The 16,189-nt window shown below is 43.1% G+C and carries 12 protein-coding genes and 1 tRNA gene; all 13 read right to left on the minus strand.

Annotated features, from left to right (window positions below):
• A complete protein-coding gene (gene cobT / locus HUK62_RS11565; protein WP_176537926.1) occupies positions 1-1,053 on the minus strand; it encodes a nicotinate-nucleotide--dimethylbenzimidazole phosphoribosyltransferase in 1,053 nt (350 codons plus the stop codon).
• A complete protein-coding gene (gene cobU, locus HUK62_RS11570) occupies positions 1,050-1,568 on the minus strand; it encodes a bifunctional adenosylcobinamide kinase/adenosylcobinamide-phosphate guanylyltransferase (protein ID WP_176537927.1) in 519 nt (172 codons plus the stop codon). Before cobU ends, cobT begins: the two co-directional genes overlap by 4 nt.
• Positions 1,559-2,206 (minus strand): 2'-5' RNA ligase family protein, encoded by a 648-nt coding sequence (locus HUK62_RS11575; RefSeq protein ID WP_176537928.1) that lies wholly within the window; start codon positions 2,204-2,206, stop codon positions 1,559-1,561. The genes cobU and HUK62_RS11575 overlap by 10 nt, the downstream gene beginning before the upstream one ends.
• A gap of 146 nt (positions 2,207-2,352) precedes the next feature.
• Positions 2,353-2,428: transfer RNA gene (locus tag HUK62_RS11580), tRNA-Gly, on the minus strand.
• Positions 2,429-2,492: 64 nt separating this feature from the next.
• Complete coding sequence (gene cysS / locus HUK62_RS11585; protein WP_176537929.1) at positions 2,493-3,914, minus strand: cysteine--tRNA ligase; 1,422 nt, start codon at positions 3,912-3,914, stop codon at positions 2,493-2,495.
• A 189-nt stretch (positions 3,915-4,103) separates the two neighbouring features.
• Positions 4,104-4,601 (minus strand): molybdenum cofactor biosynthesis protein MoaE, encoded by a 498-nt coding sequence (locus tag HUK62_RS11590; RefSeq protein ID WP_125273471.1) that lies wholly within the window; start codon positions 4,599-4,601, stop codon positions 4,104-4,106.
• Between the two features lies 1 nt (position 4,602).
• Entirely contained in the window at positions 4,603-4,869 is a 267-nt protein-coding gene (locus HUK62_RS11595; RefSeq protein WP_176537930.1) for a MoaD/ThiS family protein, read from the minus strand.
• 1 nt (position 4,870) lies between these two features.
• Positions 4,871-5,899 (minus strand): GTP 3',8-cyclase MoaA, encoded by a 1,029-nt coding sequence (gene moaA / locus HUK62_RS11600; protein WP_176537931.1) that lies wholly within the window; start codon positions 5,897-5,899, stop codon positions 4,871-4,873.
• A 346-nt stretch (positions 5,900-6,245) separates the two neighbouring features.
• Positions 6,246-6,872, minus strand: a complete 627-nt coding sequence (locus HUK62_RS11605; protein ID WP_125273474.1) for a molybdenum cofactor guanylyltransferase — start codon at positions 6,870-6,872, stop codon at positions 6,246-6,248.
• Positions 6,869-9,661, minus strand: a complete 2,793-nt coding sequence (locus tag HUK62_RS11610) for a nitrate reductase (protein WP_176537932.1) — start codon at positions 9,659-9,661, stop codon at positions 6,869-6,871. The genes HUK62_RS11605 and HUK62_RS11610 overlap by 4 nt, the downstream gene beginning before the upstream one ends.
• Before the next feature lie 290 nt (positions 9,662-9,951).
• The gene (gene nirD, locus HUK62_RS11615; RefSeq protein WP_176538484.1) at positions 9,952-11,562 is read right to left on the minus strand and encodes a nitrite reductase small subunit NirD; all 1,611 of its coding nucleotides are present in this window, start codon (positions 11,560-11,562) and stop codon (positions 9,952-9,954) included.
• A gap of 94 nt (positions 11,563-11,656) precedes the next feature.
• Positions 11,657-14,203 carry a nitrite reductase large subunit NirB gene (nirB, locus tag HUK62_RS11620; protein WP_218015296.1) on the minus strand — a complete coding sequence of 849 codons (2,547 nt, stop codon included), beginning with the start codon at positions 14,201-14,203 and terminating at the stop codon, positions 11,657-11,659.
• Between the two features lie 65 nt (positions 14,204-14,268).
• Positions 14,269-15,618 (minus strand): MFS transporter, encoded by a 1,350-nt coding sequence (locus HUK62_RS11625; RefSeq protein ID WP_176537933.1) that lies wholly within the window; start codon positions 15,616-15,618, stop codon positions 14,269-14,271.
• Positions 15,619-16,189 lie beyond the last annotated feature (571 nt).

Genomic DNA, 16,189 nt, shown 5'->3' on the forward strand with positions numbered 1-16,189 from the left:
TTAAACTTTCTCACCAATCACGGCTGCTTCAGCAAATGTCGCCATTTCATTATGTAAGCGACACGCTAGTTTGATCAACCCCAGTGCAGCTCCTGCACCGCTGCCTTCACCCAAACGTAGGTTTAGCTTCAATAATGGCACTGCTTTAAGCTCTTCTAATAAACGGACATGACCATATTCAGCCGACTGATGCCCAAAGAGCATCCAAGCACGAACGTCTGGATTTAAACGTACTGCGAGCAATGCCGAAACAGTACTGATAAACCCATCCACCACTATCGGTAGACCCAATTGTGCACAGCGAATATACGCAGCTGTCATGGCTGCAATTTCAAGTCCACCCACGGCACATAAGGCTTTAAACGGATCGTTCCCGACATATTGTGCATGCAATGCAAGTGCTTGATCAATCACCTGTTTTTTATGTATCAATTGTTCAGTACGGATACCTGTTCCAACACCCGTGAGCTTTTCAGCGGGTTCAGCCAATAAAAAACAAGCCACGGCTGAGGCTGAACAGGTATTTCCAATGCCCATCTCACCCGCGACATAGATATCTGCCCCATAAGCGATGGCATCTTCCACACTTTTTTGCCCCAAAGCAAAAGCAGCTTCACATTCAGCTTCAGTCATGGCTGGGGTTTGAGCAAAGTTAGCCGTCCCCGCGCGGATGCAGTGGCGTTCAACCCCGACATATTCATACGCTTCACCGACCGAACCACAGTCGATGACTTGTAACTTGGCTTGATACTCTTTGGCAATCACACTAATACATGCCCCGCCAGTTGCGAAGTTCTGCAACATTTGACGTGTCACCGCTTGTGGGTAGGCAGAAATCTTTTCCTCCATCACCCCATGATCACCTGCAAAAATTGTAATCCATGGGCGGTCAATCTTGGGTTTTACAGTGTTTTGCAAACTGGCTAAAGTCACTGCAACCGATTCAAGCTCCGACAACGAGCCTGTCGGTTTGGTCAACTGTGACTGGCGTGCTAGGGCTTGAGCCAATACAGACTCACTCGGACTTTGACATGCTTCTAACCACCAACTCACACTTGTTCTCCTTTTAAAATCATGGGAAATCCTGCCACGCAGAACACCACTTTATGAGCGATTTGACCTAACTGCTGATGCAATCGCCCTGTTTCATCGACAAAGCGTCGGCTAATTTGTCCTATAGGAACCACACCTAAGCCTGTTTCATTACTCACTAAAATCAGCTCGGACTGTAAATTTCCGACTACATCTAACAACTTCTGACATTCCTGAACTTGTAAATCTGGGTCAGTATGCATCAGTAAATTACTCATCCATAAGGTCAGGCAATCGACCAAAATGGTTTGGTTTGGGCGATCTAATTTGACCAACTGCGCTGCAAGATAAATGGGTTCCTCACACAGCCCCCAATCTTCGGGTCGTTGCTGTTGATGGTGTTGAATACGCGCTTGCATTTCTCCATCCAAGGCTTGTGCAGTTGCCACATAAACCACAGGCTGCGCCAACTGTTGTGCAATCTGCTCCGCCAAGCGGCTTTTCCCCGAACGTGCACCACCTAAAATCAGCTGCATTGCGCATTCCCCAACTCAATTTGTGTCTGTGAAAACAATGGCCCTTGTAGGACATGTGCCTGATAAAAGCCAAATGTAAGCTGTGAGACATTTAAGCTATAGCTAATATCTTCAATTTCAGCCATCCGTGCCAATACATGATCACTACTCACTGCTTCACGGTATAGACCTAATGTAATATGTGGACAATAACTTAATGCCGCGACTTCCTGCGATGTATGCAGCAATGTTTTTCTAATTTTATCCAACACGCCTGCGGTATCATCCATTTTTAAAAATAAGGCACTTTCAAAACTATTTAATTCACCCATCTGTAACTGAAAAGATTCTAGTTTTAAATTTTTAAGGCGTTCAATCTGCTGAGTCAGTTGCGCTCGACTAAAGTCATCCGACTGTGTCACCTGTTCCACCCAAAAACCAGCAACAAATAAAGTGATATGGAACTGCCGTTGGTTTGGTTGATAAAGTAGATCTGAAAACTGCTCACGAAGCTGTTTTAAATAGTTGATCAAAACGGGATCATCCACTTCAATATACCAAAGTGCATAGCGTTCTCGTCCCAAATGCCATTCAGGATAGTCTCGAGCTTCGGTCTGTACGACAGTGCTATGGGGTTGAAGAAACACAATTTTATTCACAAATGAGGATGAATAATTTAAGCATATTTTTGTCAAAATTATGGGCTGAAACGCCGAGATAATTTCACATTTAAATGAATTATTTTCAATACACTCAAATTATAGGTATAAAAAAACCCCAAGTTGAACTTGAGGTTTTTAAATTTTGGAGCGGGAAACGAGACTCGAACTCGCGACCCCAACCTTGGCAAGGTTGTGCTCTACCAACTGAGCTATTCCCGCAATATGGATGTGCATTATAGAGAGTTTCATCAAACTGTCAACACTCTATAATGCAATTGCTGAATTAATCAGCACGACGCCAAATTGTCCCTTGACGGGTGTCTTCCAAAACAACGCCCTGATCTAACAAGGACTGACGAATTTCATCCGCTTTGGCAAATTCTTTGGCTTTCTTCGCATCTTGACGTTGTTGAATCAAATCTTCAATTTGCTCTTCAGACAAAGCCAAAGCCTCTTGCCCAATGTCAGACTTCAGGAACTCTTCAACATTGTGCTGAACCAAACCTAGAATATTGGTTAAATGACGCAAAGTTGCATAGTAAAGCGCCGCTTGTTCCGCTTGTTGCTCTTTCACGGCACGGTTCAATTCTTTGTTGACTTCAAACAATACCGCAATGGCTTCAGCGGTATTGAAGTCATCACGCATGGCACTATTGAAACGCTCCAGCAATGTTTCATCTAAGGTATCGACTTGTGTATCGCCATAGGCTTGTTGATAAGCTTTGAATGAATGATAGAAACGTGACAGCGCTGTTTTTGCTTCTTTTAAAGCAACATCAGAGAAGTTCACAGGGCTACGATAGTGTGATGACACAATGAAGTAGCGAATCACTTCAGGGTGGAACTTATCCATCACATCACGAATGGTAAAGAAATTGCCCAATGACTTCGACATTTTCTCGCCATCAACATTGATGAAACCAACATGCATCCAATAGTTGACATACTGCTCGCCAGTTGAAGCCTCAGACTGTGCAATTTCATTTTCATGGTGTGGGAACATGAGGTCTGAACCACCACCATGAATGTCAAAATGGTTCCCTAGGCAGCAAGTCGACATCGCAGAACATTCAATATGCCAGCCTGGACGACCTTTACCCCACGGCGAAGCCCATGCAGGTTCATTTTCTTTGGCATGTTTCCAAAGTACAAAGTCAAAAGGATGTTTTTTCTCAACTTCAATATCGACACGTTCAGATGCACCCGCTTGCATATCTTCCAGTTTACGACCTGAAAGACGACCATACTTGGCGAATTTTTCTACTTGGAAATATACATCACCATTGGCAGACGGATAAGCTGTACCCTTTTCAACCAGATTACCAATCATGCTTTGCATTTGATCAATATAATCCGTCGCACGCGGTGCTTCATCTGGATGTAAACAACCTAGATTTTCAGCATCTTCATTCATCGCTTGAATAAAGCGGTCTGTCAGTTGAGTAATCGACTCGCCATTTTCATTGGCACGTTTAATGATTTTGTCGTCAATGTCGGTAATGTTACGTACATATTTAACGCTCCAACCTTGGCTACGCAGGAAGCGAATAATATAGTCAAATGCAACCATCACGCGCGCATGTCCAATATGACAGTAGTCATATACCGTCATACCGCAGACATACATATCAATATGCCCCTCAACACGAGGTACGAATTCTACTTTTTTGCGTTGCTCTGAGTTATATAGAACAAATGGTTGCATAGCGATTCAAAAGACTTCAAATATAAGAATGGATCATCTTAACCTAAGCATTATTTTTCATAAAGTTTTCAGAAGATTTTTCTTTCAATTATCTCTCCACTTTTCATTCATACGCAACTGATACTAAATTTTCTTCATTCAGGTCTTAAAGGGATTATTGGTAAATATTGGCATTGCATGATGCATTTACTAGGGATGAACATGTACATGCTCGCAATGCTCATGGCTATGAGGTTTTGGCACCTCATGATCTGTTCGAATACAGCAACCCTCGACATACTGACTGGTACCATCCACATAAAACTCCTCTTTCCAGACAGGAACTTCATGTTTCACCCGCTCTACTGCTTCCTCGCAAGCTTGGAAGGCTTCACGGCGGTGCGCAGCGTAAGCCATCGCAATAATCGCAGTATCGCCAATATCTAAAGCACCAATGCGATGCACCACCCGAACATAAGACACGCCATATTTTAATTGGATTTCTTGTTCAATTTGACGAATCATTTTTTCAGCGACTGGTGCATAAGCGGTATATTTTAACGCTTTTACAGCTTTGCCTTGATGGTGATTCCGCACCGTACCAATGAATATGCCTATACCGCCACACTCAGGAAAATGCTGGATGCCATCAAAGTCATTTTGGGTAAAAGTCACTGTTTGAATCCGCGGAAATTGTTTTAATTCCATATCAACCTCCTGCCACAGGGGACAACAACACCAAAGTACTATCTCGACTTAAAATGGTCTGCCTTGGAATAATGTCTTCACCGACTGCACAGGCACAGCGCTCCAATAACGTGTGGACAGCTGGGTATTGAGCAACGAGATCCTTTAAAACCACCGTAACCGATGAATCAGGCTCACATTGCAGCATTAAATTGGGGGGTAACTGCCGTTCAATCGCACCAAAAGCTTCGATCTTCACTCTAATCACATTGTTTAATTCCTGAGTCATCCTAACCTCCAATCATATGCATACTGATTTTTCGTACGGGCTGATGCAATTGCTGTTTTTGAATAGCATGAAAGCCTTGCTCTTTATGCCAAACATAAGTTGAAATTTTCCCCTCTAAAACAAAGGGTTCATGCTGATTGGTTTGGGCAAGTTGTTGAATGTCTGACTTTAAATTTAAGCCTTGCTTGGCAAAAAGACAATTATAAAACTCACCCTGTGCATTCAACCGCAGTCGGTCACACTCCCCACAAAACGAGTTGCTAATGGTGGAGATAATCCCAATGTTCGCACCATCTACCTGATAACTACGAGCTGGATTGGCACCTTGTCCTTCAAGCACTTGCACCGTAAATTGCGAGCTGAGTTGGGACAAAATCTCTTGTTCAGTGACAACATCGGCTTGCGACCAATTTTGATCGCCATCTAAAGGCATAAACTCAATAAAACGCAGTTCTACCTTTTGCTGCTTTGCCCACTGCACCAAAGGGACAATTTGATCGTCATTGATACCTTTCATCAGCACGGTATTGATTTTGATGTTAAAACCAAGCTGTTGTACGGCCTGAATTCCTTCCAGCACTGTATGTAGTTGTTTTTTTGTGAGGTGTTGAAATTGCTCGGCATCTAGACTGTCTAGACTAATGTTTAAATCATCTAGCCCTGCTTGCTTTAAAGCAACGGCATATTGTTTTAAATAATGACCATTGGTGGTCATGGAAATACGCTTCAGCCCCTGTTTTTTTAGGCTTTGTAGCTGTTCGATAAAATGTACCACACCTTGGCGCATTAACGGTTCACCACCCGTGATACGAATTTGCTCAATGCCATGCTGCACCATAAATTTGCAAAAATGGTAGAGTTCTTCAAAACTGAGCAAGTCGTGTTTTTTCATCCATTCGGGATGTTCTGGCATGCAATAGACGCATTTAAAATTACAACGATCCGTCACCGAGATTCGTAGTTTGCGCTTTTCACGTCCAAACTGATCTTGGAATACTCTAACTGCAGATACATGGGTCATGCTGTTCATCTGTCTTGCCTATGCGTCCTTTGAGCGATGTGGGTGCAGTTCATATTTCACGCCCTATTTTCTAAAGTATAAATTGCAATAACTGTTCCAACTTTGTGCACTTTCTAAATTTTGAGTATTTCAGATCACCGCCGTAATGAGTGATCACTGCTACATACGTTCAATATCTAAATAAGATAATGCCTTTCCCTAAAACCATTTCAAATGATTGTTTTTATAAAAAATTTAATATCAACATGAATACTTATTTGGTTCTTTTATAGATTTTTATTTAAACAGTCAAATCGGTTTATGGCAACATCTTCTACTCTCGACACAAACCTCCTCTCTTCAATATCTGAGGTATTTATAAAAAATTGAGTTGCCGATGCTGTTGTAACTCATCCAACGAGTTAATGCTGTGAAAAAACAGTGCATGATTTTTAAATCGTGCCACTTGTGGGTGCAAATCTGCAAAACACTGCCTTAAACTGCGCTGATTTTGTTCAAGGTGCTGAATCAATGTCGGTAGACTGCTCCGTTTTAACAAACAAAACGGATACAATGCACGGTCATTGATTTCTACAATAACGACACCACAGTTCGGATCTTGTTGCATCGCTTGATGTAGCCGTGAAAACACTTTTTTCGGAATAAAAGTTACATCACAGGGTACGAACAGCACATAGTCTGATTGCACATGTGCCCATGCACTTTTCATCCCCATCAAGGGTCCTTGAAAGCCTGTTGCCTCATCTTCAAAAAAGCCAATCGACGGAATCAACCGCTCATAAATGGAATGATCCCGATGGCTGTTGACCCATACCTTGGTTGCTCGCGATTTTAGCTGCTGATGAATTTTGATAAGTTGAATTTCATCATCAAATTTTTGCAAGAGTTTATTAATACCATTCATACGGCGCGCCTGACCACCCGCCAAAATAACAACTTCAGTTTCTGGGTAACTCACGGGTTTGAATATTTTTCTTTTCATTCTACATCCTCCGTTTGACACGCTTTGATCAGACCTCGAATTTCAGGTAAGCAAGAACCGCAATTGCCTCCTGCCTTTAAGCATGCAGTGACTTGTTTTTCATGGGTGATATTTTTTTCTTTAATGACATCGATAATACGATTTTTCCCAACTTTAAAACAGCTACAGACCAGTGGGCCATCACTATTAGTCATTGACATCGCTTGCCCTGCCAATAAAGCTTTCCGATGCATAGCACTTAAGCGTTCGCGCTTAAACAGACTTGCCACCCAGTCTCGATCTGGCAATAACGCTTTGGGCGCAATATACAGACTTGCAATGAGGTGTCCATCTTGTAACACCACACTATGACTGATATGAGCGGTTTGATCTTCTACATTGAGCCATTCAAAACTTTCATCATCAAAAGGCAATAAAGCTTTGAGTTGTTCGGTCGTTTCCGTAAAACGTCGACGGTCTGCCAGCTCATAACGAATAGCTTTGGACGTTTTGATTTTGGTCCACCAAATGCTTTGTTCAATACTTTGTTGCACCAAATGTTCAAAGCCTGTTCGCACATAAAAGACACCCTGCCATTGCGTATAAAACGGATGAATCATCACAGGGGTATGTTTGAACTCAGGTTCTCCTGAAATCGCATCCACCACAGGATTCACCACTTTGCCAATCCGTGCATCAGATGCAAATTGATCACTCCAGTGAATCGGAGCAAAAATCTGTCCACGGCGGATATTGTCACTGACCGTGGCACGCAGCACACAATTTCCCCAAGCCGATTTGATCTCCACCAATTCCCCATCTTTCAGACCATATTTCAGGGCATCATTTGGGTGAATTTCACAATAAGGTTCTGCTTTATGCGTACTTAAATTGGCTGATAAACCTGTACGTGTCATGGTATGCCATTGATCGCGGATGCGTCCTGTATTCAGCACCAATGGATACTCACTGCTAATTGGATTCACCGCACCAACTGCCGTTGTTGCAATAAACTTGGCTTTACCATCTGCGTGACTAAACTGACCATCTTTAAATAATTGAGCAAAAGTGTTTGGTTTGGTTTGGCCATTTTTCAAAGGTACGAGTACAGGCCATTGCGTCGGTTCAAGTTCTTGGTAGTCGTCAAGTGAAAGATTCGTCAGACCTGCCAAATTGAAATAGCGGAATGTTTCAGTCGATGAACGTAAAGCAATTTCTGCATTTTGATAAGCTGAGAGCTGGGCATGTTCTTTGAAAATGTCATGACTACTTTCAAAGTCAAAACCCTGAAATCCTAATTTTTTCGCAACTTGTGAAACTGACCACCAATCCGCTTGTGCTTGTTCTGGAATGTCTAAAAAGGCACGCTGTCTGGAAATACGGCGTTCTGAATTGGTGACTGTGCCATCTTTTTCACCCCAACCCAATGCAGGCAGTAACACATCGGCATATTGAGTGGTATCGGTATCTAGACAAATGTCTGACACCACCACAAACTCACATTTCTCTAGTGCGCGTTTCACCTGATCGGCATTGGGTAAACTCACCACAGGATTGGTCGCCATAATCCAAATGGCTTTAATTTTACCGCTTTCAACTGCTTCAAAAAGGTCGACGGCTTTTAAACCCACTTGCTTTGCAATCGTTGGGCTGTGCCAAAACTGCTGTACCAATTGTTGATGCTTTGGATTATCCAAATCCATATGGGCAGCCAGCATATTGGCAAGGCCACCCACTTCACGCCCGCCCATTGCATTCGGCTGGCCCGTCATCGAAAAAGGTGCAGCGCCCAATTTGCCAATTTTGCCCGTTAACAAATGACAGTTGGTAATGCTATTGGCTTTGTCTACCCCACGTGAAGACTGATTCACACCCATTGAAAATAAGCTCATCACTTTTTCTGTTTGAGCAAATTTTTCAAAAAAGAGTGCTAATTTTTCAACAGAAATCCCCGTCCGTTCGCTCACACTCGCTATTGATGCTTCAGATGCGCTGCTTGCCAGCGCTTGCTCTAGGCCTTGAGTATGCTTTGCAATAAAATCGGTATCGGTATAATGATTGGTTGCTAAATACTGTAATAGACCATTGAACAGTGCGACATCCTGCCCCGGTAAAATTGGTAAGTGTAAATCAGCCGCCTCACAGGTTGCAGTAAAACGCGGGTCAATCACGACGACAAAAAGATCTCGCTCCTCTTTGGCTTTCATGATGCGTTGATACAGCACAGGATGACACCAAGCTGTATTTGAACCGACTAAAACCACCATATCGGTATGTTCAAAATCACTATAACTGGCTGGAACTAAGTCTTCCCCAAAAGCACGTTTATGCGCAGCAACGGCTGAAGACATACACAAACGTGAATTGGTGTCGATATTGGCCGTACCCAAGTAGCCTTTAACAAATTTATTGACCACATAATAGTCTTCAGTCAGCAGTTGACCTGAGACATAAAAAGCAATACTTTCAGGCCCATATTGATCGATATAATGCTGAAATTTGTTGGCGATTAAATCTGTTGCGGTATCCCATGAACTTACCTCACGTTGCGGTTTACGCCCCAACATGGGATGTAAGACGCGCGTTTCTAAACCTACCGTGTCGGCTAAATTACTGCCTTTAATGCACAACTTTCCAAAATTAGATGGATGCTGAGCATCACCCACCACAGAAACTTTTTGCCCTAAAGCCGTTTCTTCAACAGTTGCTGTTACCCCACAACCCACCCCACAATATGGACAAGTGGTTTGTGTGATTGTTATCATTTTTTCTGTGGAGCTATGCAGTTCCATTACAGGGATACTATTCATTTCTGCTTCGCTCCTATTTGCCTTTCATTTATTTTGAATCACTCACAACGGCGTCTTTACTTTTGTGTTTAGATTTAGGATTAACCTTCGGTTCGACCTACTTTTCTTTTGGGAAAAGTAGGCAAAACCATTGTCATTCACAAAACTCGTCCCATACCATCTTCACTCCAACTTATTCGCAGAAACATTAATTTTCATAAGTAACCCTGCCTCAAACAAGTTGTGAATGACTTTTCCGCGTATCAAATTAACTATCAGAAATCTATCCCCCTCCTTTCACGAGGAAGTTTTTACCCTGCTTTTTTTAATGCAAAATCTTTACCAAATAACAGTTTATTTCGAATTGATGAAATTGGGGTTTGATCCGAAATAAGTTCTGCATACCAAACACCATCTTCGGTATCCCCAAACAACACCGCACCAATGACCTTATCCTTTTGAATAATAATGCGTTTATAAATCTGACGTTTTTCATCATTTAAAATGATGTCTTCAAAGTCATCCTTCGGTTCAAAATTACCCGCTGAGAACACATCACAGCCACTTACCTTTAACTGTGTTGGAACAGTTGGTGCTTTGAACGTTAAGCTGCCATGCTCCGCCAAATGTGAGGCACAAATGAATGCCTGCCCCCAAAGTGGCTCAACCAAGCCAAAAGTCTGGCTACGATGTTCAATACACTCTCCCACGGCGTAAATACTTGGGTCAAAAGTCTGCATGGTGTCATTCACCAACACACCACGGTTACAGCGCAGTCCTGCACTTTGTGCAAGTGCCATGTTCGGACGAATACCGACTGCAAATACCACAAGATCCGCCGCTAAGACTGTACCGTCTTTCAAGCGAATTTGAGTGACATGACCATCTACACCCACCAATGCTTCAGTATTGGCCTCAGTGATAATGGAGATACCCTTTTGTTCAATACTATGGCGTAGCATTTGGCTGGCTTTACTGTCTAATTGACGCTCCATAATGCGATCCATCAGATGTAAAACGGTGACATTCATCCCACGTTGTTTGAGACCATATGCAGCTTCAAGTCCCAACAAACCGCCGCCGATTACCACGGCGTTTTTCTTGGTCTTGCAGTAATCCAGCATGGTATTGATGTCATAGATATCTCGGAAACTAATGACACCTTCCAAATCCGCTCCAGCAATTGGAGGAATGAACGGTTTCGAACCTGTCGCTAAAATTAAACGATCATAATCGACCACTTCACCTTTTTTGGTATAGACCTGCTTACGAGGACGGTCTATACGTACCGCAGGATCACCCGCAATGAAACGAATGCCTTTGTCGCTATACCACGCATGTGGATGCAACATGATGTCGTCAATGGTTTTATCCCCTGACAACACTGGCGATAACATAATACGATTGTAGTTCCCCCAAGGCTCTTCACCAATCACCGTCACTTCATAACGGTCTGGTGCCATGTCGAGTAAATCTTCCAAACAACGCATGCCCGCTAGGCCATTGCCAACCAGCACCAACTTCATTTTTTCCTGAGATGTACCTGTGTTGGTGATATAGGTTTTTTGTGGGGTCGGACTAATCCACACTCGGCCATTTTCAATTTTGCTTGGAAAAACTAACAGTTTTTGGTCTTTATCTTCCAAACAGCGTCCTGTTGCTAAACTAAAATGCTGTTTGTAAATCGGGGATGCCACCACACGCTCACCTTGTAAATCACCAATAATGCCGCGCGACATTACAAAAGCTTGGCTAAATGGATCCTGATTGCTCAAGGCATATACCCGCTTTTCAGCACCGACACGAAAAATAGCAATTTGCTGATGTTCAATAAGTGCACCTACGCCTGTATTTGGCGTTAGATCATCTAGCGCACAGACATCAACCCAATCTAGCTCATTCATTTCTTTTAAAATTGTCATCATCTTGATCCTTTTAAACTTATTCATTCATTTAGTCCCTCTATCTTTGCTTTTGAGAGAGTGCTGAAGAAAGAAGTTTGAATACCCTAATTTGTTAAGCTTCAACCACTGGAATACGGCTACGATCTCGTTCAGCCGCAGTTTTAGGACGAATCTGGCCACGAACTTCTGCAAACTGAATATGCGGATCTTGTTGTTGCTCAGCTTTGGCATTGATGAAAGTCACGAAGCGTTTACGTACTTCTGGGTCTTCAACAGCCGTACGCCATTCATCTTGATAAGTCCCCACCACATGGCTCATACGACGTTCGAGTTCAGCAGCTAGACCTAAAGAATCATGCACAACCACATCTTTGAGATAATCTAAACCACCTTCCATGTTGTCGCGCCATACCGAAGTTCGTTGTAAACGGTCTGCGGTTTGCACATAGAACATAAAGAATCGGTCGATGTATTTAATTAAAGTTTGGGTATCGAGATCCGAAGCCAATAACTCGGCATGGCGAGGCTTCATCCCTCCATTTCCGCAGACATACAGGTTCCAGCCTTTTTCAGTGGCAATCACACCGACATCTTTACTTTGCGCTTCGGCACATTCACGGGTACAGCCTGAAACAGCCATTTTTAATTTGTGCGGTGAACGTAAGCCTTTGTAGCGGTTCTCTAGGAAAATAGCTAAACCCACCGAGTCATCCACACCGTAACGACACCACGTACTGCCGACGCAAGACTTTACTGTACGCAACGATTTCCCATAAGCATGGCCTGACTCAAAGCCCGCCGCGATGAGCTTTTCCCAAATTTCAGGAAGTTGGTGAATTTGCGCGCCAAACATATCGACACGTTGCCCACCAGTGAGCTTGGTATATAAGCCAAATTCTTTAGCAATTTGCCCCACTGCAATCAAGCCGTCAGGCGTCACTTCACCGCCTGCCATCCGTGGAACTACAGAATAAGAACCATCTTTTTGAATATTGCCTAGGTAGTAGTCGTTACTGTCTTGTAGACCTGCATGGCTTGGTTTCAAAACAAAGTCATTCCAACACGATGCTAAAATATTGGCTGCTGTTGGCTTACAAATATCACAGCCCAAACCATGGCCATGTTGTTGAATCAGGTCATCAAATGTTTTGATTTCATTGACCCGTACCAAGTGATACAGCTCTTGACGTGAATAGGCAAAGTGCTCACAAATGTGGTTATTCACGGTCACGCCTTGGCGTTGTAATTCAGATTTTAAAACTTGTGTAACCAGCGCTGCACATCCGCCACAAGCCGTTGCAGCTTTGGTGCATTTTTTCAAAGCGCCTAATGAAGTTGAACCATCCGCAATCGCGCTACAAATATCAGATTTGGACACGTTATTACATGAACAAATGGTTGCACTGTCCGGTAGCAAATCTACACCACTGCCGCCCGATTTACTTGAGGCTTGTGCATAACCCGGCATGATTAAACTTTCAGGATTTTCTGGAAGTGCTAAACCATTCAGCATCATTTGTAGTAAGTCGTTGTACTCTTTTGCACAGCCCACTAAAACTGCACCAAGTAGCTTGGTCTTTTCGGCATTTACCACGATTTTTTTATAGACTTGTGTGTCTTCGTCGGCATAGAAATAACTGAGTGCATTTGGTGTCATCGCATGTGCATCACCGACAGAAGCAACATCAACGCCCATCAGTTTCAACTTGGTGCTCATGTCTGCACCTGCAAATTCAGCACAAGCTTGTTCAGTGACATGTTTTGCTGCAATACGTGCCATGTCATAGCCTGGTGCCACCAGACCATAAATTTTGTTTTGCCACAGTGCACATTCACCAATGGCGTAAATATCTGGATTTGACGTTTGGCAATAATCATTAATCATGATCCCGCCACGCTCCCCGAGGGCTAAACCACTTTGACGTGCCAACTCATCACGTGGGCGAATACCCGCTGAGAACAAAATGATGTCTGTTTCAAGCTCAGAACCATCACCAAATTTCATCACATGCTTCGTCGTTGCACCTTCCTCAATTGATGAAGTCGCTTTTTGGGTATGAACTTTTACGCCTAAGTTTTCAATTTTTGCACGTAGAACCTTTCCGCCCAAGTCATCAATTTGAACCGCCATGAGACGTGGTGCAAACTCAACCACATGGGTTTCCAAGTTCAGATCCCGTAGCGCCTTAGCGGCTTCTAGGCCCAATAAACCGCCACCAATCACCACACCCGATTTCGCATTGAGACTTGCAGCACGAATCGCATCTAAGTCTTCAATGGTTCGGTAAACAAAGCAGTTTTCACGGTCATTACCCGAAATAGGCGGAACAAAAGCGTATGAACCTGTTGCCAAGATTAATTTGTCAAAACTAAGAACATCACCATGATTCGTCGTCACCGTTTTATGGCTTTGATCAATTGCAACCGCTTTGGTGTTTAAACGTAAATCTATGCCATAAGCATCAGCAAAATCTGCACGACAAAGGGTTAAATCCTTTACTGATTTACCACTGAAATATTCAGTCAAATGTACGCGGTCATAAGCCAAGCGCGGTTCTTCGGCCAAGATGGTAATTTCAACATCATCACCCACATGTTCGAGTACTGATTCGATAAATTTGTGGCCAACCATGCCATGACCAATCATGATGATTTTCATATTCTTTCTCCGCAATATTTCATTTGTTCTGCCTGAGCCTTGAGGCTTGGGTTTAATCTCTTTATTTAGTTTTGCGCTTCAGCAATGCTACGATCATGTACCGCTTGTTCGAATAAGCGCTGTTCCTTTTCTTTATGCTCAACAGAGAAGCGAATCATGAGAACAAAACTTGCAGCGATGACCACCAAGCCACCTAAAATCATCAGTGTGGTTTGAATATCCAACATACCTTTGAGTAGGAAACCTGCTGCCACCGCACCCACGTTCCCCCCTGCGCCAATAATGCCTGCCACACCACCCAAGGCATCACGATCAATGAAAGGCACCAAGGCATAAGTTGCACCACATGCCATGTGCGTGAACAATGCAAAGACTGTCATTGCGAGAATCGCGAAGATGGGGGTATTCATTTGAGAGAATAGGACGAGGAAAAGGCCTTCCAGCAGAATCATGCCAAACAACACTTTGGTTCGACCATCAAGCCCTTTTTTGGTTGCAACTTTGTCTGACACAATGCCACCCAGAGCACGAGCAAACAATGCCAGTAAACCGAAAATACCTGCCGCCATTCCCGCTTCTTTTAAACCAAAGCTAAAGTGGTCAACGTAGTACATCGCGACAATGTTGTGAATAAAGATTTCGATTCCGAAACACGCGGCATAGGCACCAAATAGAATCCAAACACGGTAGTTTTTCGCAGCATGCATCAGAATCGCTACACCACCTTTTTTATCTGAACCAACACTGACGCCCTCTGCACGAAGTTCTTGGAAGTTGCCTTGTGGACAATCTTGAGTAAATTTCCAATACATCAAACCCACGATCAGCATCAAGACACCCGGAACAATCAGTGCAATTCTCCAGCCCATCGCTTGCTCTACACCAAACATCACCAAGGCACCGAGCATCAATGGCATGAGTACTTGTGTTGCACCACCGCCTGCGTTGCCCCAGCCTGCTGTCGCTGCGTTTGCAGTCCCGACAACATTTGGCGCAAACATAATGCTGGTGTGATACTGAGTGATGACAAAGCTTGCTCCAATCGCACCAATCAATAGACGGAAGAACAAGAAGGATTCATAGCTATTTGCAGACGCTACTCCAAAGACTGGAATGCTGCCGAGTACAAGAAGTGCGGTATAGGTTTTACGCGGGCCGTATTTATCACACAATGGCCCCACAATAAGACGAACTAAAATGGTGATGGCTACGGCCGCAATATTAATATTGGCAATTTGATCTTTGGTTAAATGAAATTCACCCGCGATCACTGGCATCAGCGGAGCACAAGCGAACCAAGCAAAGAAGCAAACAAAAAAGGCGAGCCAACTCATGTGGAAGGCTCTCATTGCTGCGCCGTTAAAACTGAAAAGACTTATTTTTGTTGCTTTTTTAGCATGTAAATTTGAAGACATAACCTTCTCCAGACTGAACTGAGCGTATAGTTTTTCTACAGCATAAACACTTGCTATGTAGAAGCGATCAGAACGGACGTCGTTGGCCGTCTTACAAATTTGATTTAGAGTCGTCTTTGACTCATTAGGGATAATGCAACGAGTGTGCCAATATTTATAATTTAATTTTAATATATTGTTTTTTATTACTTTATTTAAAATAAGATCTTATAATTCGATATAAGCAGCTCTTTTTACTTTTAGAGCACAACAGCTAATTTTTCCGACTTTTTAAAACACTGCTACCTCTTGGTGCATTTTGCATTATCGATGAGCATCTGCTTTCTCAAATAAACGACATTGCTTTGTTCTAAGCACGACATCTAGAAGTTCTCCCTTAGATGTACAAATCGACTGTGAACATCAACACTTCAATTTACTGAATCCATATCCGTAAACTCTTTCATGAAAACTCCGATCACAACATATGCAACATGCATACTTTGTCTGTAATCGCGACCATAAAGATTGACTGCCTAATCCGAGATAAAGCTGGCATTTGTTAAGTTTGGCATTTAAATTGCTTGTACAC

It is taken from the genome of Acinetobacter sp. NEB 394 (assembly GCF_013374795.1).
GTDB lineage: Bacteria > Pseudomonadota > Gammaproteobacteria > Pseudomonadales > Moraxellaceae > Acinetobacter > Acinetobacter johnsonii.

Excerpts from the sequence above, each read along its gene's own strand:
- cobU (WP_176537927.1), bottom strand. The coding sequence starts at position 1,568 with ATGCAGCTGATTTTAGGTGGTGCACGTTCGGGGAAAAGCCGCTTGGCG.
- cysS (WP_176537929.1), bottom strand. The coding sequence starts at position 3,914 with ATGCAACCATTTGTTCTATATAACTCAGAGCAACGCAAAAAAGTAGAA.
- HUK62_RS11590 (WP_125273471.1), bottom strand. The coding sequence starts at position 4,601 with ATGGAATTAAAACAATTTCCGCGGATTCAAACAGTGACTTTTACCCAA.
- HUK62_RS11595 (WP_176537930.1), bottom strand. The coding sequence starts at position 4,869 with ATGACTCAGGAATTAAACAATGTGATTAGAGTGAAGATCGAAGCTTTT.
- moaA (WP_176537931.1), bottom strand. The coding sequence starts at position 5,899 with ATGAACAGCATGACCCATGTATCTGCAGTTAGAGTATTCCAAGATCAG.
- HUK62_RS11605 (WP_125273474.1), bottom strand. The coding sequence starts at position 6,872 with ATGAAAAGAAAAATATTCAAACCCGTGAGTTACCCAGAAACTGAAGTT.
- HUK62_RS11610 (WP_176537932.1), bottom strand. The coding sequence starts at position 9,661 with ATGAATAGTATCCCTGTAATGGAACTGCATAGCTCCACAGAAAAAATG.
- nirD (WP_176538484.1), bottom strand. The coding sequence starts at position 11,562 with ATGACAATTTTAAAAGAAATGAATGAGCTAGATTGGGTTGATGTCTGT.
- nirB (WP_218015296.1), bottom strand. The coding sequence starts at position 14,203 with ATGAAAATCATCATGATTGGTCATGGCATGGTTGGCCACAAATTTATC.
- HUK62_RS11625 (WP_176537933.1), bottom strand. The coding sequence starts at position 15,618 with ATGTCTTCAAATTTACATGCTAAAAAAGCAACAAAAATAAGTCTTTTC.